The 17,975-nt window shown below is 65.7% G+C and carries 17 protein-coding genes and 1 pseudogene; 16 read left to right on the top strand and 2 right to left on the bottom strand.

Going from position 1 to position 17,975, the window contains the following annotated elements:
* A pseudogene (locus KAY22_RS13820) lies at positions 1 to 420 on the bottom strand (amidohydrolase family protein); the annotation flags it as partial.
* A 264-nt stretch (positions 421 to 684) separates the two neighbouring features.
* Between KAY22_RS13820 and KAY22_RS13815 the strand changes: the two are divergent.
* From KAY22_RS13815 to KAY22_RS13805, 3 genes are read left to right on the top strand one after another with little or no spacing between them, the layout of a single operon-like run.
* A complete protein-coding gene (locus tag KAY22_RS13815; RefSeq protein WP_296624027.1) occupies positions 685 to 2,508 on the top strand; it encodes a DUF885 family protein in 1,824 nt (607 codons plus the stop codon).
* On the top strand, positions 2,505 to 2,756 hold the full coding sequence (locus KAY22_RS13810) for a DUF3311 domain-containing protein (protein ID WP_296624026.1): 252 nt from the start codon (positions 2,505 to 2,507) through the stop codon (positions 2,754 to 2,756). Before KAY22_RS13815 ends, KAY22_RS13810 begins: the two co-directional genes overlap by 4 nt.
* Positions 2,753 to 4,189 carry a sodium:solute symporter family protein gene (locus KAY22_RS13805; protein WP_296624025.1) on the top strand — a complete coding sequence of 479 codons (1,437 nt, stop codon included), beginning with the start codon at positions 2,753 to 2,755 and terminating at the stop codon, positions 4,187 to 4,189. The genes KAY22_RS13810 and KAY22_RS13805 overlap by 4 nt, the downstream gene beginning before the upstream one ends.
* On the opposite strand, the gene KAY22_RS13800 is transcribed toward KAY22_RS13805, so the two are convergent.
* Entirely contained in the window at positions 4,172 to 5,119 is a 948-nt protein-coding gene (locus tag KAY22_RS13800) for a LysR family transcriptional regulator (RefSeq protein WP_296624024.1), read from the bottom strand. The genes KAY22_RS13805 and KAY22_RS13800 overlap by 18 nt on opposite strands.
* Positions 5,120 to 5,298: 179 nt before the next feature.
* On the opposite strand from KAY22_RS13800, the gene KAY22_RS13795 reads away from it, so the two are divergent.
* The 13 genes from KAY22_RS13795 to KAY22_RS13735 all read left to right on the top strand — a co-directional run bounded on the left by KAY22_RS13795 (position 5,299) and on the right by KAY22_RS13735 (position 17,952).
* Positions 5,299 to 6,219, top strand: coding sequence for a dihydrodipicolinate synthase family protein (locus tag KAY22_RS13795; RefSeq protein WP_296624023.1), 921 nt, complete (start codon positions 5,299 to 5,301; stop codon positions 6,217 to 6,219).
* A 3-nt stretch (positions 6,220 to 6,222) separates the two neighbouring features.
* Positions 6,223 to 7,401, top strand: coding sequence for an FAD-binding oxidoreductase (locus KAY22_RS13790; RefSeq protein WP_296624022.1), 1,179 nt, complete (start codon positions 6,223 to 6,225; stop codon positions 7,399 to 7,401).
* A gap of 2 nt (positions 7,402 to 7,403) precedes the next feature.
* Positions 7,404 to 7,676, top strand: coding sequence for a (2Fe-2S)-binding protein (locus KAY22_RS13785; RefSeq protein ID WP_296624021.1), 273 nt, complete (start codon positions 7,404 to 7,406; stop codon positions 7,674 to 7,676).
* Positions 7,669 to 9,039 (top strand): FAD-dependent oxidoreductase, encoded by a 1,371-nt coding sequence (locus KAY22_RS13780; protein WP_296624020.1) that lies wholly within the window; start codon positions 7,669 to 7,671, stop codon positions 9,037 to 9,039. Before KAY22_RS13785 ends, KAY22_RS13780 begins: the two co-directional genes overlap by 8 nt.
* Positions 9,040 to 9,122: 83 nt before the next feature.
* The gene (locus KAY22_RS13775; RefSeq protein ID WP_296624019.1) at positions 9,123 to 9,611 is read left to right on the top strand and encodes a VOC family protein; all 489 of its coding nucleotides are present in this window, start codon (positions 9,123 to 9,125) and stop codon (positions 9,609 to 9,611) included.
* Between the two features lie 21 nt (positions 9,612 to 9,632).
* Positions 9,633 to 10,037, top strand: a complete 405-nt coding sequence (locus KAY22_RS13770) for a RidA family protein (RefSeq protein ID WP_296624018.1) — start codon at positions 9,633 to 9,635, stop codon at positions 10,035 to 10,037.
* A gap of 98 nt (positions 10,038 to 10,135) precedes the next feature.
* Positions 10,136 to 10,366 carry a hypothetical protein gene (locus KAY22_RS13765; RefSeq protein ID WP_296624017.1) on the top strand — a complete coding sequence of 77 codons (231 nt, stop codon included), beginning with the start codon at positions 10,136 to 10,138 and terminating at the stop codon, positions 10,364 to 10,366.
* Positions 10,367 to 10,727: 361 nt separating this feature from the next.
* A complete protein-coding gene (locus KAY22_RS13760; RefSeq protein ID WP_296624016.1) occupies positions 10,728 to 11,636 on the top strand; it encodes a hydrogen peroxide-inducible genes activator in 909 nt (302 codons plus the stop codon).
* 354 nt (positions 11,637 to 11,990) lie between these two features.
* The gene (locus tag KAY22_RS13755) at positions 11,991 to 12,245 is read left to right on the top strand and encodes a YdcH family protein (protein ID WP_296624015.1); all 255 of its coding nucleotides are present in this window, start codon (positions 11,991 to 11,993) and stop codon (positions 12,243 to 12,245) included.
* 113 nt (positions 12,246 to 12,358) lie between these two features.
* Entirely contained in the window at positions 12,359 to 14,629 is a 2,271-nt protein-coding gene (locus tag KAY22_RS13750; RefSeq protein WP_296624014.1) for a TonB-dependent receptor, read from the top strand.
* 68 nt (positions 14,630 to 14,697) lie between these two features.
* Positions 14,698 to 15,432: a tryptophan synthase subunit alpha gene (locus tag KAY22_RS13745; protein ID WP_296624013.1), complete on the top strand. Its 735-nt coding sequence runs from the start codon at positions 14,698 to 14,700 to the stop codon at positions 15,430 to 15,432.
* A complete protein-coding gene (locus KAY22_RS13740) occupies positions 15,425 to 16,888 on the top strand; it encodes an FGGY-family carbohydrate kinase (protein WP_296624012.1) in 1,464 nt (487 codons plus the stop codon). The genes KAY22_RS13745 and KAY22_RS13740 overlap by 8 nt, the downstream gene beginning before the upstream one ends.
* 86 nt (positions 16,889 to 16,974) lie before the next feature.
* Positions 16,975 to 17,952, top strand: a complete 978-nt coding sequence (locus KAY22_RS13735) for an AraC family transcriptional regulator (RefSeq protein ID WP_296624011.1) — start codon at positions 16,975 to 16,977, stop codon at positions 17,950 to 17,952.
* Positions 17,953 to 17,975: the final 23 nt, after the last annotated feature.

Raw genomic sequence — 17,975 nt, 5'->3', positions numbered from 1 at the left:
CTTCACGGTGAAGTCGACGCCGTCCTGCGCACCGGCAAGGCGGATCGTGGTCACGCCCGAACGCAGCGACTTCTGTGCATTGTCGAGCATCCGCAGCGCAATCGAGTCCTTGCCCTCATTATAGACCCGCGACGCACCCGGCAGATTGAGCGCCAGGTGAACATGCATGTTCATCAAGCCGGGGATCAGCCATTTGCCGTCGAGCGGGATGGTGCGTGCGCCCGCAGGAATCGGGGTCGTCGCGGCCGGCCCGATCGCCTTGATCCGCTCTCCGTCGATCAGCACCACGGCATTGCGGACTGCTGGCTTGCCGTCGATATCGACGACATTGGCGCCGGTCAGCGCAACCATTTCGGCCATGGCGGGCGCGGCGAGCCCCAGGCTGGCGATAAGGCAGATCGCTCCCATGCGTGGCGTCATCGGTCTTGGCTCCCTCTATTCCGGAGGCGCTATCCACAACCGCCTCCACCCGCCGGCAGCATGCGCGATGTATCTGTGCAAACAATGCATCGATCTGTGATTGTTTGTTGCAATATCCGCAAACTGAATGACGCAATGTCACGGAAGGCAAGGAATTCCGGCATATTTCCGTCATCGGGCCGGACGGGCAGCCGCTTGCCGTGATGGCGGGGATTTGCATTCTGCGCGCAGGGTTCCGACCGCATAATGCACGGGGGAAAGAAAATGACCGCTTTCGAGACAATAGAACCGTCGCGCCGGGGGATGCTCGGCCTGCTTGGCGTGGGCGCCGTCGTCGTCGCCATGCCTGGCTGGGCTGCCGGCGAAAAGGATGCTGGTCAGCGTCTGCGCGCGCTGCTCGAACAGAGCGACGAAGCGGAAGCGCAACTCGATCCCATTTCGGAGTCGCGCAAGGCCAAGGCCGTCACCGGGCCCGTCTTCATCGACCCGCTCGGCGATTTCTATGCCACGCAGACGAAGGCCAACAAGCTGGCCGAATGGCGGGCGTTGCAGGCGATCGACCGCGCCGCGCTCTCGCCGGTCGACCGCATCGCCTATGACGTGTTCGCCTACAAGACGCGCCAGACCCTCGATCTTTTCGAGAGCGGGCTGTTCGAGGTGCAGCGCAAGGCGCCGTTCAATCCGTCCTTCGGCCTGCAGGTCGAGTTTCCCGATTTCGTATCGGGCGGTCCGGCGCCCTTCGCGACGGTGCAGGATTATGAAGCCGGGCTGGAACGGCTCGACGGCTTCGTCGGCTATCTGGATAATTCGGTCGCCCAGGCGAAGCGTGGCCTGGCCGAAGGCTATCGCCAGCCGCGCATCGTGGTCGAGAATCTGCTGAAGCAGGTCGATGCCATGCTCGCGACCCCGGTCGAGAAAAGTCCCTTCTGGTCGGCGATCGATCGTCTCCCTACCAGCTTTTCGGCGGCGGACAAGGCGCGCTTTACCGCCGCCTATCGCCAGGCGATCGAGGAGAAGGTCTATCCCGGCTATCGCCTGTGGCAGAGCTTCCTGCGCGACACCTATCTTCCCGTCGCGACGCCCGAGCCGGGCCGCTGGGCGATGAAGGACGGCGACCGGCTTTATGCCTGGGAGCTGGCCCGCCACACGACGACGCGCAAGACACCCGACGAGATCCACGCGCTGGGCCTGTCCGAAGTTGCCCGCATCCGGGCGGAGATGGACCGTGTGCGCGAGAAGGTTGGTTTCTCAGGCGATCTCAAGGCCTTCTTTGAATATGTTCGGACCGATCCGAAATTCTACTGCAAGACGCCGGATGAACTGCTTGGACGGTTCAAGGCGATCGAAGACCGCATCTGGCTGCGCATTCCCGAGCTGTTCCACAGGCGGCCCAAGGCGCCGTTCAAGGTCGCGCCCCTGCCCGCGCTCGGTGACCAGCGCGGTACCGGCTATTACCGGCCGGGCCCGCCCGACGGAAAGAGCCCCGGGATATTGTTCTTCAACATGTCGATGCTCAACACCCGGCCGATTCCGACGCTGGAGACGCTGACGCTGCACGAGGGCATTCCGGGCCACCATTTCCAGATTACGCTGGCGCGCGAGAACGAGGCGCTGCCGCCCTTGCTCCGCTACGGGTCGTCGACCGCCTATAGCGAGGGTTGGGGGCTCTATGCGGAATCGCTCGGGCCGGAACTCGGCATGTTCGGCGATCCGATGCAGCTGTTCGGCCATCTCGACATGGAGATGCTGCGTGCGGTCCGGCTGGTGGTCGACACCGGCATTCACGCCAAGCGGTGGGACCGGCAGAAGGCGATCGACTATATGCTCGACAACACCTCGATGGCGCCGCGCGACGTGGCGGTCGAGATCGACCGCTACATCGCCTATCCGGGCCAGGCCTGCGCCTACAAGATAGGTGAGCTGAAGTTCCGCGAGTTGCGCAATCGCGCGACCGCCAAGCTTGGCAGCCGGTTCGATATCCGCGACTATCACCAGCAGGCGCTCGAGACGGGCAGCCTGCCGATGGATGTGCTCGAAGCGAAGGTCGATGGCTGGATCGCCGCGAGCGGGGGAAAGACGAAGGCATGACGACCGGACGTTACGGGCACCGCTGGCTGTTCCTGATCCCTTTCCTCTGGCAGATCGCGGCTGTCCCGCTGGTCAACGATGTCGCCTGGCGGCCGCTATCGCTGCCTTTCCCGATGGCATGGCAGATGGTCGGCATCGTCGTTACGACCATCGTCATCGCTATCGTCTTCCGCCTCGATGAGCGTATCGACGGCGACGAAGAGGGAGCGAATGGCGAGGGGCTGCAGGGTGGGGACCACCACGCATGATCCTCGCTCTCACATTGGCGATCGTGCTCGGCACCGTGATCGGTGCGGTGCTTTACAGCCGACGGCAGGCGCGCGCGAAGACGATGGCCGAATGGGCCGTCGGCGGGCGCCGCTTCGGCATCCTCATCTTCTGGTTTCTCAACGCGGGTGAGATCTACACCACCTTCGCGGTGCTCGGCATCTCCGGCTTCGCCTGGGCCTATGGTGCGCCCGCCTATCTCGCGCTGACCTCGGTCTCGCTGGCGGCGGTGATAGGCTATTGGCTAATGCCGCGCATCTGGGCGGCGGGCCACAAGGATAATCTGGTCACCCAAGCGGACTTCTTCGCCGCCCATTATAAGGCGACCTGGCTCGGCGTCGTGGTTGGTCTGGCCGGCATCGCCGCGCTGATCGTCTATGTGCAGATCCAGATCACCGCGCTGGGTCTGATCCTGCGCCTCACCCTGGGGCAGGATGTCTCGCCGGCGCTGGCGGCGATCCTGGCAGCAGTCGTGATGGTGGCCTTCGTCTTTCTCGCCGGGCTGCGCTCGGCCGCCTTTGCGGCGGGGGTGAAGGACATATTGATGCTGGTCGTGGTCGTCGTGCTGTGCGGCAGCGCGGCATCGGCGGTCGGCGCGTCCTCGATGCTCGACATCTATACCCGCGTACAGGACAGCTTTCCTGCTGCCGGCAGCTTCCCCGGCCTAAAGCCCGAAGCCGGGCTCGACAGCGTCTGGCTGATGACCTCGGCGCTGAATGTGGCAATCGGCAACTGGATATTACCGCATCTGTTCCAGCTCTGCTTCTCGGCGGGCAGCCGCAAGACGATCCGGCGCAATGCAGTGCTCCAGCCGATCTATTCGCTCTCCTATTTCTTCATCATCCTGCTCGGTTTCGCGGCGCTGCTGGCAGGCACCCAGCCGCCGGAGGGCGACAGCAATGCGGCCCTGATCACCTTCGTCGCGGGCCATTATCCGCCCTGGGCCGTGGGCCTGTTCGCGGGTACCGCCTGCCTGCTCGCGCTCGTGCCCGGATCGGTGCTGCTGCTGACGGCGGGATCGCTGTTCGCCCGCAACGTCCTGAAGCCGATGCTGCCCTCGATGAACGAGCGTGCTGCGCTGCTCGCGTCGCGCCTGTCGATGCTGGTGTTCGCCGGCACGGCGGTATGGCTGACGCTCGGCGCGTCGCGTTCGCTCGTCGAGATCGGCCTGTCGGCCTATGCTGCGATCGGCATGCTCGCACCCGGCGTCTATTTCGCCTTCACCTGGAAGCGGGCCAATGCGGTCGGCATCATGGCCGGCATCGTCGTCGGCTATGCCGCGCTGCTGCCGCAGATGCAGCCCTTCTGGAATGACCTGCTACCGCATTGGGACACGGGCCTCGTGGCGATGATCGTCAACGCCGCCGTGGCGGCGCTGGTCTCGGTCGCGATCCCGTCACGTCGCCGGGACTAGCTCATCCTCGACATGGGGCGTCGTCGCCTGCGACGGCGCCCAGTTCTTCAGGCTGTTCTCCAACTGTGACAGCAGCCGCGCCGGAGCGCCGTCGAGCTGACGGCCCAGACGGTGTATCAGGCTGACCGAGCTGTGTTCGAGTTCGGGATCAAGCAGCGGTCGCGCGACAAGGCTGCCCTCGGCCAGTTCGGTCAGCGCCGAGATGCGCGGCAGCACCGTCACCGCGCGGCCGGCCTTCGCGACGTCGCGCATCATCTGGATCGATGTCGTCACCAGCATCGGTTCGAGCATGATCCGCGCGCGCCGTTCGGCATGGAGCAGGCTGGAACGGATGCGGAAGCCCTTGGGCGGCAGGCACAGGTCGAAGCGGTTGAGATCCTCCAGCGTGATGGCGCTGAGCGCCGCGGCCGGATGGGTAGGGGCGCACAGCACCGTCAGCGGTTGGCTGACCGACAGGCGCGTCCGGATCTTGGGTTCGTCCGGCACATGCAGGATCATGCCGATATGAACCTCATCCTCCAGAACCATGCGGACGATTTCCGAACTTGCGCAGCTGTGGACGGTGATGGCGATACCGGGATTGCGGCGCTGGAACTGGTCGATCGTCTTGGCGAAGGCGTTGCCGATGAAACCCTCGCCGATCGCCAGCACGATATGCCCGGCCTTCACCTCGCGCAGCTCCTGAAGCCGGTTCATCAGCCCCTCGCGGTCGGCCAGCTGTTCGCGGTGGAAGTCGAACACCAGCCGGCCAGCGTCGGTCAGCCGGATCGATCGCCGGCCGCGTTCGATCAGTGATACGCCCATCGCGCTTTCCAGCTGGCTGATCTGGCGGCTGATCGAGGATACCGCGACGCCGATCTTCTCGCTTGCCAGGCGCATCGAGCCCAGCGACGCGGCCTCATAAAAATAATGGAAAGCGTTGTCCCACATATCCCCGCTCCGTTTTTTGTGAGGCGATGCAACAGGAAAGCGGCGTGTAACGCAAATGAAAACTTTGCACGCAACGCAACGAACATGGGGATTCATTGCTATTGCTGCGAGAGCGGCTTCGTCGCAACAGCTAGAGACGGTTTGGCAAAGCCGTTTCGAGCGCCAAAGGGGGCCATGGTTTGAGCAAGCGATCTCGCGTCAACTGGCGGGGCTATATCCCTGCGATCACGACACCTTTCGACGCCGATCGGCAGCTCGACCTGGCCGGCCTCGGCCGGTTGCTTGAGTGGCTCGAGGCAGAGGGCATGCACGGCCTCGTCCTTGCCGGGACCACCGGCGAGTGGACCAGCCTGAGCCCGGCCGAGCGCAAGCAGCTGTTCGCCGCCGCCGGCGACCAGCTGGGCAAGCGCCTGCCGCTCATCGCCGGGTGCAGCGCCTTCACCGCGCCCGAGGTCATCGACTTCGCACAGGCGGCGGCCGACCATCATTTTGAGGGCGTTCTGGTGACGCCGCCGCCTTATCTGCGGCCGAATGCCGACGAGATCGTCGACTTCTACGGCGAGATCTCGAAGCATACGCCACTGCCAATCTGCGTCTACAACTGGCCGCCGGGCACCGCGATCGACATGCCGGTCGAATTGCTCGAGCGCCTCGCCGACATCGAGAATGTCGTCGCGATCAAGCAGTCGACCAGTGATTTGCGCAGCTTCGTCGGCACCTTCTTCGCGCTGAACGAAAAGGTTCGCGTGTTCGGCCATTCGATGGATGAGCATGGCCTGGCGCTGCTGCAGGCGCGCGGCGGTGACGGCACCATGGGGGCCGGTGCCGTCCTGGGACGCGTCCATCCCGATTTCTACAATCACCTTTGGGCAGGGGAGATAGACGCGGCCCGCGCTTGCGGCGTAAAGGACCGCATGATCCTCGACCATTGGTACACCCGCGAACTGGTGGGCCGCTTCGGCTCGGGGCCGGCCGTGCTCAAGGCCGGGCTCAACGTGCAGGGTCTGCCAGGCGGATTCGTCCGTCGGCCGCTGCGCGACGTTGCCGAAGAGCATATCGCCACGATCCGCGAGACCCTGGTCGCCGCCGGGCGGCTCTAGCCGGTGGAGCGGTGCGATGTCCTGGTGGTGGGGGGCGGCCTTGTCGGCTGCGCCGCCGCCTGGCATCTCGCCGCCGCCGGAGCGAGCGTCACGGTGGTCGATGCCGCCGATTTCGGGTTGGGCGCATCGGGCCAGAACGCCGGATCGCTCCATTTCCAGATCGAGCGCCGCTTCCTCGAACAGGGCGACGCGCTCGCCCGACAGGCCGAGCAGACCATAGCGCTCAGCCGTATGGCGATCGACGATTGGAAAGGCCTCGAAGTCGCGCTCGGTGCCGACCTGCACGTCGTCATGGACGGTGGCTTCATGGTCGCCGATACCCCCGAACAGGTCGCGATGCTCGAACGCAAGGTCGAGCGCGAGCTGCGCGAGGGGCTGCGGATGCGCCTGCTCGACGGGGACGAGGCGCGCGCGATCGCACCCTATCTGTCGCCTTCGATCCTGGCGGCCGGCTATGCCCCCGACGAAGGCCATGCGGACTCGCGCGCGATCGTCCCGGCCTATGCCGACGCGGCACGGCGCGCAGGCGCGAGACTGATAAGCCGCACGCGCCTCGACCGGCTCCAGCGTGTGACTGGTGGCTTCGAAGCAGGCGCGGGCGATCTGTCGATCCGTGCGGGCCAGGTACTGGCCGCAGCCGGCGCCTGGACGCCGCAAATCTGCGCGCTCGCCAATCTCCATGCGCCGCTCTACCCGGTTGCGCTGCTGATGAACGTGACCGAGCGCAGCCGGACGCTGGAAGTGCCGCATCTGGTGCAGCATGTCGGTCGGCGCCTGTCGATGAAGCAGACCGGTGCGGGGAATATCCTGATCGGCGGCGGCTGGCCGTCGCGCCTCGCGCGTACCGGCGATGGCGGTTTCGATCCCGGCGTGCGGCCCGAACTGATCGCGGACTCGCTTTCCGGCAATCTGCGCGCTGCGATCGACACCGTCCCCGCCGTCGCAGGGCTCAACCTGATCCGCAGCTGGACCGGCGTCACCGCCGTCAGCGCCGACCAGCTGCCCGTGGTGGGCGAGGTGCCGCGCATGCCCGGCTTCTGGATCGCGGGCGGCGGATCGGCCTTCACGCTGGGCCCGACCTTCGCGCGGCTCGTCGCCCAGGCGATGGGGGGAATACCGGCGCCCGAACTCGCCTTCGTCTCGCCGGCGCGGTTCGAGCATCTGAACAGCTTCATGGGGTAGGCATGCGGATCGAACGCGATACCGAGCGGGGACATCCGCTGACCCTGACCGTGGACGGCCACAGCCTGACCGCCTTCGACGGTGAGACGCTGGCGGCTGCGATGCTCCAGAGCGGCGCCACCTTCCGGCGCGACACGCGTGGGCTGGATCGCGGCCTGTTCTGCAATATGGGCAGCTGTTCCGAATGCATGGTCACGCTGCTTCCGTCGGGGCGGCGCGCCCGCGCCTGCGTCACGCCCGTGAGCGACGGCATGGAGGTGCGGACCGATGGCTGATCGCGTCGACGTTGCGATCATCGGCGGTGGCCCGGCGGGGCAGGCGGCAGCGTTGGCCCTCGCGGACCTGGGCGTCGCCGCGACCGTGATCGACGAGCAGCTACGCCCCGGCGGGCAGATTCTGCGCCAGCCGCCCAAGGCCTTCCGCGTCGCCAACTGGATGGACGGCGGTCTCTATGCCGACCTCCGCCACCAGCTGGCGCGCTTCGAGGCGCTGGACGGCGTCGACTGGCGCGGCGGGCGATCGGTGCTGGGCATCGCGCGGAACGGGGAGGAGGGCTTCACCGTCTCCCTGTCCTCGGCGACCGGGGTCGATACGATCGAGGCTCGCCGCGTGCTGGTGGCGGCCGGCTGCCAGGATCTGGCCGTGCCCTTGCCGGGCTGGACCTTGCCGGGCGTCTATGCGGCAGGCGGTGTCCAGGCCTTTCTCAAGAGCCAGCGCCTGATCCCCGGTGAACGGCTGTTGTTCGCGGGCACTCACCCGTTGCAGATGGTGATCGCGGCGCAGGTCGTCGAAGCCGGCGGCAGGGTGGAGGCGGTGCTGTTCGCCCAGCCGCAGCGGTCGATGGTCAAGACGGTCGCAGGCGCTCCGTTCACCGCCGCTGCCCATCTCGGCAATCTCCTCGCGGCGGCAGGCGCCATGCGCACGCTGCGGCGCCATGGGGTGCCGGTCCATTATGGTGTGCCGATCGAGCATATCCGGGGCGAACGCAGCGTCGAAGCCGTCGAGGCCGGCGGTCGCCGTTGGGCGTGCGATGCGGTGGGCCTTTGCTTCGGCTTCGTGCCCCAGTCGGCGCTGCCGCGCATGATCGGCGCGCGGGTGCGTCCGGCGGGGCCTGCCGGGGGCTGGGCTGCACTGCACGATCGCTGGATGCGTTCGACCGTGCCGGGCTTGTTCGTCGCGGGCGAGACCACGGGTGTCGCCGGAGCGCCGGCGGCGATGGCGGCGGGCGAGGTCGCCGGTGCGGGCATCGCGCTCGACATGGGGCTGCTAGACGAAGCCGGCGCCGACCGCCTGGCATCGGCCGCGCGCTCGCGTCGCGAAGAATTGCTGCGGTTCGCGGCGCTGCTCGACCGCATCGCCGATCCTCGCCCCTATTTTCCGGCGATGGACGCCGAAACGCTGGTCTGCCGCTGCGAGGATGTCCCGCTCGGCCGGATCGCGCCGCTGCTCGACGGTCGCTCGGCCAATGCGATCAAGCTCTCCACACGCTGTGGTATGGGCGCTTGCCAGGGGCGCAATTGCGAGCCGACGTTGCTGCGTCTGATCGGCAATGCGAACGAGCCCGGCTTCGCCGCCCGCTTCCCCGCACGTCCGGTGACCATAGCCGATCTCGCCGCACCGCCGCTTCGTTGCGACTAGAGCAACAATCGGAGCGCTTTTCACCGATTGCGGCCGTGCCTTCGGCACGACACATTCGGTCTGCTATTAGTCGGAGACCATCAATGAGCGCGACGCCCGAAAAGCCGCAATTCCTCTCGGTCGATCATATTTCCTGGACGGTTCCCGATCTGGAGGCGGCGGTCGCCTTCTATCGCGACGTCATCGGCGCAGAGGAACTGTTCCGCCTGGGCCCGCTCGACGCCGCCGACATTCCGCTCGACGATCAGGGGCGCGACTGGATGGCGACCCATGTCAACGTGCCGGGCGCGCGGCTGACCCTCGTCATGATGAAACTGACCGACAATATGAACTTCCAGCTCGTCCAGTATGACAAGCCCGACGACCGGCGGCAGGATCTGCCGCGCAACTGCGATCGGGGCGGCCATCATCTGGGCCTGAAGGTCGACGACGTCGACAAGGCGATCGCCTATCTCGTCGCCCATGGCTGCACGGCGATGGAGATCATCCACATCACCGATGGCCCGCTGGCGGGTAAGAAGAATGTCTATATGACCGATCCTTTCGGTCACAGCCTCGAAATCGTCGACTAAAGCCAGAGCGGGAGACACAGCATGGCGAACAACCGTATCAACCCGGACTCGATGTACAATTCGCTCGTCTACGGCTTCTCGCACGCGGCCGTGCAGACCAGCGGCAAGACCATTCATCTCGCCGGGCAGGTCGCCTGGGACAAGGACTGCAATATCGTCGGCGGGGACGATCTGGCAGCGCAGACCCGGCAGACGCTGGCGAACATCAAGACCGTCGTCGAAGCTGCCGGCGGCACGATCGCCGACATCGTCCGGCTGCGCATTTACGTCGTCAACCATTCGCCCGACAAGCTTGGTGTGGTGCTGCCCGAGGTCGGTGCCTTCTTCGGCGACGTCACCCCGCCGCCGAACACCTTCCTGGGCGTCCAGGCGCTCGCCCTTCCGGACTTCCTGATCGAGATCGAGGCCACCGCCGCGATCGACTGATCGGAGCGATAGCCGGGGGAGGGGTAGACGTCTCTCCCGGCGATCCAGCCCCATCGGGACTCTGGCAAGGCGCAGCGAAACCCGTCACAAGGCCTGCCATGAAGGCCTATCAACTCCAGGATCTACTGCTCGACACCCTCGTTCGTCAGCATGGCGGCGAACGCAGGCGCTGGCGCAGCGCGCTCGGCGCCGTGCGGCTGCACGACGTCGAGACCCATCCCCATTGCAATTGGAGTGTCGCGCCCTCGGGCAGTGCGGGCCAGAATGCGAAGATCGAGCGCCTGCTGGACGACATGCGTACGCGGCATCCGATCGTGACCGCCGACTGAGGGCGGCAGGCTTTCTTTCGCGGCCGGCGTGCGACTGCGGTCATCGCTTCTCCGTTCGACGCCGCCGACAGCATGTGAAGGCGGCCATCGAAGCGGTGCTCGCGCAATAACGCCTCTGCTTGCTCTTGCCCCGCGATCGGTAAGGGCAAGGCTTGCGGCGCGCCGAGCAAAGGGGAACAAGGCGCGCCGCCGACCTCTCCGGCCCCCGGGCGTGCCAGCGGGGAAGGGGCGGGGTCGCACATCGACGGCGAGCGACCTTCCAAAGCTCCGCCGATGCGCCCGTCCTATGTGCCTTGCGTGACACATCCTATCCAATCGAAATAAGCTTGCCCTATCGATAGATGTTCTCTATCGTTTCGCCATGCCTACGATCCGACAGCTCGAATATCTCGTCGCGGTCGCCGATCTCCTTCATTTCGGCAAGGCGGCGGAGCAGTGCGGAGTCTCGCAGCCGACCCTAAGCCATCAGCTGACAGCGCTCGAGAAGCGGCTCGGCGGCAGGCTGGTCGAACGGAACGGATGGACCGTCGACCTCACTCCGCTGGGGCGCCAGATCGTCGAGCGCGCGCGGCGCGTGCTGGTGGAGGTCGGCGAGATCCGCAGCGTCGCGCGCCGCGCACGGGAGAAGATGGTCGGCATCATCCGCTTCGGCGTGACGCCCACGCTGGGGCCGTATCTGATGCCCTCCATCGTCGGGGCGTTGAACCGGGAGGAGCCCGATCTGCGGCTCTACATCCGGGAGGGCATTCCTTCGGAGCAGGCCCTCGAACTGTCGCGTGGGCGGCTCGACATGATGGTCGGGCCGCTGCCGCTCAGCGCCGAGGGGATCGAGCTCGAGCCGCTGTTTCGTGAACGCATGATCATCGTCGTGCCGCCCAATCATCCGCTCGCCGACCGCGAAGTCGTGAAACGCGAGGATCTCGCGGGCGAGCGCTTCCTCTCACTCGATCCCCGCCACCATTATCATCGCATGGTGGAGCGCATTTGCGACGAATTGGGGGCGGTGATCCTGCGCGACTATGAGGGCACCAGTCTCGACAGCATACAGCAGATGGTCGGCTCGGGCATCGGCCTCGCGGTTCTGCCCGAACTTTACCTGCGGTCGGAGGTCGGCGGCGATGCGCTGGTGCGCCGGGTCGAGCCGGTGGACTGGACCAGTACCCGCTCGATCGCGGCGGCCTGGCGCATGCGGGCCGCGAATGAAGATAGCTATCGCTCGATCGCGCGCCGCATCCAGTTGACCGCGCGGGCGATCCTGTCTGCGGACTGAGGCCAATCCCTGCGTGGGGTCCCACGTCGTAGACAGATATGCGATAGATGTCTTCTATCGTTTTAGCCTGACCCTTTCAATTGGCCTTCGCCCGCGCTTTTCGGCATCTCTCCAGTAACGGGCCGGGAGGCCCTGACACGGAAAGCGGGTCGAAGGGCTTCGATCGGTCGACTGTTCAAATCTCCCGGACCGCCGAGAAGTTGGACCAGTACTGCCTCGAGCCAGAGGTTTCCAGATTGCCGTCGGGTCGGTTTCCCCCAAGCAACCCCCCGATCCGACGGTCACTGACGGCGCGCCGCCCTGTCTCCCTGTTGCCGAAGCGGCGGCGCGTCGTCAGACCAACGTGTCAGACCAATGGCTGGCGGCTATCGCGCCAACTCCCCGCACAATCAGAAGGAGAGAGTGGTCATGCACGCCTTGATCTACCGTTTGTCGCTTGCCCATCGCCGGCTGGAGAAGGAGATCAGCCGCGAAATGCAGAAGGCCGTGCCGGACGATGTCCGTCTGTCGAGGCTCAAGAAGTTGCGCCTTGCGATCAAGGACCAGCTTCAAGGCTTTCTGCCGCAGCCCTCCACGCACCGAGATCGGAGCATGAACGGCGCGGTTTAGGCTGAGCGCCGGTCAATAAGCGGATAAACCCCGCCAAGGCTGGATAGACGAAAAGCCCACCCCGACCTCTTATTCGCCGTCAATCGGTAGAAAGAGACGAAAAGGGGAAATCGATGTCGTCCAACCTTGGCAGAAGCCTGATCACGACCTTGTTCTCGGCCAGCGCCCTGGTCACCGGCGCGCCAGTGTTCGCGGGTCAGACCGAGGGTGCCGCCAGCGTCAGCGAGGCGGCCGAGATTGGCGACATCGTCGTTACCGCCCGCCGACGCGAGGAATCGCTGCAGAAGGTGCCGGTTTCGATCACCGCCTTCACCGCCGCCGATCTTCAGGCGCGTCAGGTCGACAATGTCTCGCAGATCGCCCAGTCGACGCCGAACCTCGTCTTCAATTCCTCGGCGCCGATCTCGGGCAGCAACACCGCCGCGTCGATCTATATCCGCGGCATCGGCCAGACCGACTTCACCCTCGTCACCGATCCGGGCGTTGGTCTCTATCTCGATGGCGTCTATATCGCCCGCTCGGTGGGCGGCGTACTCGATCTGGTCGACGTGCAGCGGGTCGAAGTGCTGCGCGGACCGCAGGGGACGCTGTTCGGCAAGAACACGATCGGCGGTGCGATCAACATCACCTCGCAGCCGCCGAAGGACCAGTTCGGCAGCAGCGTCGAACTGCGCACCGGCAGCCGCAACCGCATCGACGGCAAGGCGGTGGTCGATCTGCCGGTCAACGACACGCTGGCGCTGCGCGTCTCGGCCGCGACGCTCAACCAGGACGGCTATGTCAAGAATGTCGGCGGGCCGAAGCTCGGCAACACCAAGGCGCTGCTCGGCCGCATCGCCCTGCGCTGGACGCCGACCGACGCCCTGACCGTCGATCTCGCTGCCGACGGCACGCGTCGCCGCGAGCAGGCGCAGGCGCAGAAGCTGCTCGACTTCAACCCCAATGCCGGCGCGCCAACCTTCGGGCCCTATAATGGCGTGATCGCCCCGGCGCTCGGCCTGCCGCAGTTCGATGGGCGCTTCACCTCGGGCGGCCCTTACCAGACCTTCCAGGGCCGCAATCCCAATGCGATCTCCGACCTGGACCTGTGGGGCGTCGGCGGAACGATCGCCTATGACATGGGTGGCGTCACGCTCAAGTCGATCACCGCCTTCCGCAAGTTCGACAGCCAGTTCGGGCGCGATACCGACAATTCGCCTTTCACGATCGTCGAGACCTATGACGACATCAGCCAGCAGCAGTTCAGCCAGGAAGTCCAGCTCTACGGTTCGCTGATCGACGACCGCCTCGACTGGCTCGTCGGTGGCTATTATTTCACCGAGAAGGGCGACAATCTCAACAACGTCTACACCTCGGTCATCCTGATCAAGAGCGGTGGCGCGGTGAAGAATGACAGCCTCGCCAGCTTCGCTCATCTCACCTTCAAGGCGACCGACAAGCTGCGCCTGACCGCCGGTGCGCGCTATACCGACGAAACCAAGCGCTTCACGCCCGATCAGCAGGTCATCTTCTACGACTATACCCAGTCGCTGTTCGGCGGCGCGGGCTTCACCGATGGCCAGCGGATCCTGCCGAAGGTCCAGTCCAAGCGGAAGTTCAACGATTTCTCGATGCTGCTCGGTGCCGATTATCAGTGGACCGACCGGTTGATGACTTATGTATCCTTCTCGCAGGGCTTCAAATCGGGCGGGTTCAATCAGCGCGTCTTCCCGCCGCGCGCCGTGCCCGGCTCATTCGAACCCGAAACCGCCGATGTCTATGAGGCGGGTCTGAAGACGTCGAACGCGGCGGGCACGGTGCGCTTCGATCTCGCCGGCTTCTATACCCGTTATCGCGACATCCAGGTCCGCGTGCTCGACGTGATCGCCCCGGGGACGGGCAATGCGGCGGCAGGGCGGGTCTATGGCGCCGAGGCCGAACTCACGCTGCGGCCGGTCAAGCCGCTGACGCTGCAATTCTCGGCGGGCTATCTCGACACGGGCTACACGAAATTCGCCGCCGATTTCGATCCCTCGCAGGGGATCGACAAGGGCGACAGCTTCGTCAATTCGCCCAAATGGTCGCTTGCCGGTTCGGCCAGCTATGTCGTCCCGCTCGGCGAGGTCGGGGATCTGACGCTGCGGGGTGACTGGAGCTATCGCTCGAAGACCTATAGTGACGCTGCGAATAGCGAGAACATCGCGCAGAGCGGCTATCATCTGTTCAACGCGACGCTGCTCTACGATACGTCCGACAAGCTCTGGCAGGTTGCGGCGGGTATCCGCAACATCACCGACAAGCGCTATCTGCTGACCGGCAACAACGAGTTCGGCGGCTTCGGCTATGTCGAGGGCGTGTTCGCCCGGCCGCGCGAATGGAGCCTGTCGGTCCGCAGGTCCTTCTGATCGGTAACGGCTGCCCATAACCGTCGCCGATGTCGGACATGCTCTCGAACCGTCAAGAAAGGCTATGCTTGAACGGGACCGCCAAACTCGATCGGCTGGCCGCACGCGGCCGGCCGATCCTCGCCTGCTATTTCGTCCTGGGGGACGCGCAATTCGACGATGCACTGCGCGATCTCTATGTGGAGGAGGGGGTCGATATCTTCGAACTCGGCATCCCTTCGGCCGATCCCTATCTCGACGGGGCGGATATCTCCGGTGCGATGGCGCGGGTGATCGCCGATGGCGGCGACGGCTTTGGGCGCATGGCAGAACTGGCCGAATGGTTGGCGGCGCGGCCGTCCGCGCCGGCCGGGGTTTGCATGGCCTATGCCGACCTCGACCTTCGACAGCTGGCCAATATTCCGCTCGACGGGGCACTGGTCATCGGCGGCGAAGGCCCGGCAATCGACGTGCCGGGGGCGCCGCGCTGCGGGTTGCTGCCGCTCGATCGGACGCTCTGGGACATCGATGACGCCCGAAGCTGGGACGGCTATGTCATGGTCCAGTCCGCCGACGGCAAGACCGGCCCGCGCGAAGCGCTCGACCCGAGGCTTGCCGAGACCATCGCCGCCGCCAGGGAGGCCGGGATCGTCCGGCCGATATTGGCGGGCTTCGGCATCGGTACGCCAGCCCAGGCGCGACAGGCGATCGATGCGGGTGCTGACGGCGTCGTGATCGGATCGATGTGCGTGCGCAGCGTCCGGCAGGGCAGCGCCGCGATCCGCCAATTCCTCCGCAGTGTCAGGAGCGCGCTCGATGCCTGATGGCGGCTATATTCTCGGGATCGATCTCGGCACCACGTCGCTCAAAGGCGTACTGTACGACCGCGACGGCGAATTGCTGGGAACCTGCGGCACCACCTACCCGACCTACAGGCCCGCCGAGGGGCGCGTCGAACAGGACGCCTGGGACTGGATGATTGCGCTGTGGAAGGTCGCCGACCGGCTGATGGAGGGGCGCTCGCCGGCCGATCTCGCCGCGATCGCGATCTGCAGCCAGGTCAACACCTATGTCTGCGTCGATGCGGAGGGCACGCCGCTCGCGCCAGCGGTCGTCTGGCAGGATGTCCGCGCCGAGGACGAAGCCGAGCGGCTGAACCAGATGGTCGGCGAGGAGCGCCGCCTGCGCTGGTGGCCGTCGGGCATGGCGATCAGCGCCAGCCACATGCTGCCGCAGATGGCCCATGTCGCACGCCATCGGCCCGATATCTGGAAGCGCACCGCCAAGATGCTGTCGCCCAAGGATTTCCTGCTGCGCCAGCTCACCGGTCTGTGGACCGCCGATCCGTTCGCCTGCTTTGACGCGGTCGATGCGTCGGGCGCCTATATCGACGAATATCTGGCCATGGTCCCGGGCGCGGCCGAGCGGGTGGCGCCGCTCAGATCCTTTCGCGACGTGGTCGGGCCTTTCCGCCATGCGCATTGGCCGGATTGCTCGGCGCGGATCGTCAACGGGACGATGGATGCCTTTGCCTGTCTGTTCGGTTCGGGCGCGGCCGGTGCTGGCGAAGGCTGCTACATCAGCGGAACGAGCGAGATCGTAGCGCTGATCGGCGGTCGGCCAGGCGGTCGGCCGGGTATCGTCAGCTTTCCGCCGATCGACGACTGGTATGTGCAGGCCGGGCCGACCCAGAGCGGCGGCGATACGCTGCGCTGGATGGCCCAGCTGCTCGGCACCGACCATCAGGGCGTCCTCGATCGGGCCGCGCAGGCCGACCGCAGCGGGGCCGGGGACGGCGTGCTGTTCCTGCCCCATCTCGAGGGGGAGCGCGCACCCTTGTGGGATGCGCATGCTCGTGGCGCGTTCCTGGGCATGACCTCGCATGACGGCGCGCCTCAGCTCGCGCTGGCCGCGCTGGAGGGTGTCGCGCTGTCGGCGAGGCTGATCTTCGAAGGCGCGGTGGAAGCAGCCGGGGTTCGCCCGCCGTCGCTGTTCATCGGTGGTGCCGGCAACCGCTCCGACCTTTGGGCGCAGATTCGCGCGGATGTCCTCGGTGTCACGCTCAATCGCGTCGAATGCCTCGACACCGGCGCGGTCGGCGCTGCGATCGTCGCCGGTCTGGGCGTCGGTCGCTATGCCTCGATTGCCGACGGCTCGACAGCGCTGGTCAGGATCGAACGGGAATTCGCTCCCGATCGGCAAAAAGCGGCTCGCTACAAGAGGATGGCCGACCGCTATTCGGCTGGATATGAACAGTTGAAGCCCTGGCATCTGCTCTAGCCGAGGCCGGTGATATTTTAGACTTGAACGGTCGGGGTTTTCGCTACACGCTCGCTTGTTGAACTGGACAGGAAAGGAGGAACAGCATGATTGCACCGCAATTGCCCCTTTCTTCGCGGGTCGCGATGGTCTCCAGCGATCTGGCCGAGTTCAGCAGCTATCTGGCGGGCTCCTATTGCAGCCATCGGACCTATCTTCGCGACCGTGACCACCGGGTCGATGCGAGGCATCATCGCGTTCCGCTTGCCAAATTGTCGCTCAACTATCTGCAATATGGCGCGGAAGTGCATATCGACGCAGGCTTGTTCGAAACCTTCTTCATGCTCGAACTGCCTCTTTCGGGCTGGACAGACCTCGAACATTGCGGTCGCGCCGTCCGTAATCAGGTCGGGACGGCGACGATCGTCTCGCCGACCGAATGGGTGCGCTCGGTCTGGTCGGCCGATTGTGGGCAGCGGATGGTCAAGATCTCGCGCTCGGCCGTGGAGAAATGCGCCGCCGACCTGCTCGGTCGCGGCCTGACGCAGCCGGTGGTGTTCGAGCCGCTGATCGAACTCGATGGCGAACCGGGGCGGTCGATCGCGCGGCTCGCCAATTTCCTGTTCGATCAATATGAGATCGATCCCGGCCTCCTCGGCGAGCGTCGCGTGTCGAACGAGATCGAAAGCGCGCTGATCTCGCTGCTCCTGCTGGGTCAGCCCAATAACTACAGCGAGGCGTTGCGGGCCTCGGCGACCGGCGCACTGCCGCGCCACGTCAAGCGGGCCCTGTCCTATATCGAGCATAATCTGCGCGAGGATATCACGATGGAGGCGCTGGTCGCCGTTGCCGACGTCAGCGCGCGCGCTCTCTACACCGGTTTCGAGCGGTTCGTCGGCACGCCGCCACTGCTCTACATCCGCAACCGCCGCATGGAAGGCGTGCGCGAGGCGCTGCTCGAGGCGAGCGCACCGACCACGGTGAGCGAACTGGCGCTCGAATGGGGCTTCACCCATCTCGGCGGCTTCTCCGCCGAATATCGCCGGCGCTTCCAGGAACTGCCGTCCGAGACGCTGCGCCGCTGATCGGGGCATCCAGGGCCTGCGGG

Origin of the sequence: Rhizorhabdus sp. (assembly GCF_018006725.1) — a bacterium.
In the GTDB taxonomy this organism is placed as follows: Bacteria; Pseudomonadota; Alphaproteobacteria; order Sphingomonadales; family Sphingomonadaceae; genus Rhizorhabdus.
The sequence above is the reverse complement of the archived record's forward strand: the minus strand, read 5'-3'. Positions and strand labels throughout refer to the sequence as shown.

Coding starts and splice junctions, on each gene's coding strand:
- KAY22_RS13815 (WP_296624027.1), top strand. CDS start 685: ATGACCGCTTTCGAGACAATAGAACCGTCGCGCCGGGGGATGCTCGGC.
- KAY22_RS13810 (WP_296624026.1), top strand. CDS start 2,505: ATGACGACCGGACGTTACGGGCACCGCTGGCTGTTCCTGATCCCTTTC.
- KAY22_RS13805 (WP_296624025.1), top strand. CDS start 2,753: ATGATCCTCGCTCTCACATTGGCGATCGTGCTCGGCACCGTGATCGGT.
- KAY22_RS13800 (WP_296624024.1), bottom strand. CDS start 5,119: ATGTGGGACAACGCTTTCCATTATTTTTATGAGGCCGCGTCGCTGGGC.
- KAY22_RS13785 (WP_296624021.1), top strand. CDS start 7,404: ATGCGGATCGAACGCGATACCGAGCGGGGACATCCGCTGACCCTGACC.
- KAY22_RS13780 (WP_296624020.1), top strand. CDS start 7,669: ATGGCTGATCGCGTCGACGTTGCGATCATCGGCGGTGGCCCGGCGGGG.
- KAY22_RS13775 (WP_296624019.1), top strand. CDS start 9,123: ATGAGCGCGACGCCCGAAAAGCCGCAATTCCTCTCGGTCGATCATATT.
- KAY22_RS13770 (WP_296624018.1), top strand. CDS start 9,633: ATGGCGAACAACCGTATCAACCCGGACTCGATGTACAATTCGCTCGTC.
- KAY22_RS13765 (WP_296624017.1), top strand. CDS start 10,136: ATGAAGGCCTATCAACTCCAGGATCTACTGCTCGACACCCTCGTTCGT.
- KAY22_RS13760 (WP_296624016.1), top strand. CDS start 10,728: ATGCCTACGATCCGACAGCTCGAATATCTCGTCGCGGTCGCCGATCTC.
- KAY22_RS13755 (WP_296624015.1), top strand. CDS start 11,991: ATGGCTGGCGGCTATCGCGCCAACTCCCCGCACAATCAGAAGGAGAGA.
- KAY22_RS13750 (WP_296624014.1), top strand. CDS start 12,359: ATGTCGTCCAACCTTGGCAGAAGCCTGATCACGACCTTGTTCTCGGCC.
- KAY22_RS13740 (WP_296624012.1), top strand. CDS start 15,425: ATGCCTGATGGCGGCTATATTCTCGGGATCGATCTCGGCACCACGTCG.
- KAY22_RS13735 (WP_296624011.1), top strand. CDS start 16,975: ATGATTGCACCGCAATTGCCCCTTTCTTCGCGGGTCGCGATGGTCTCC.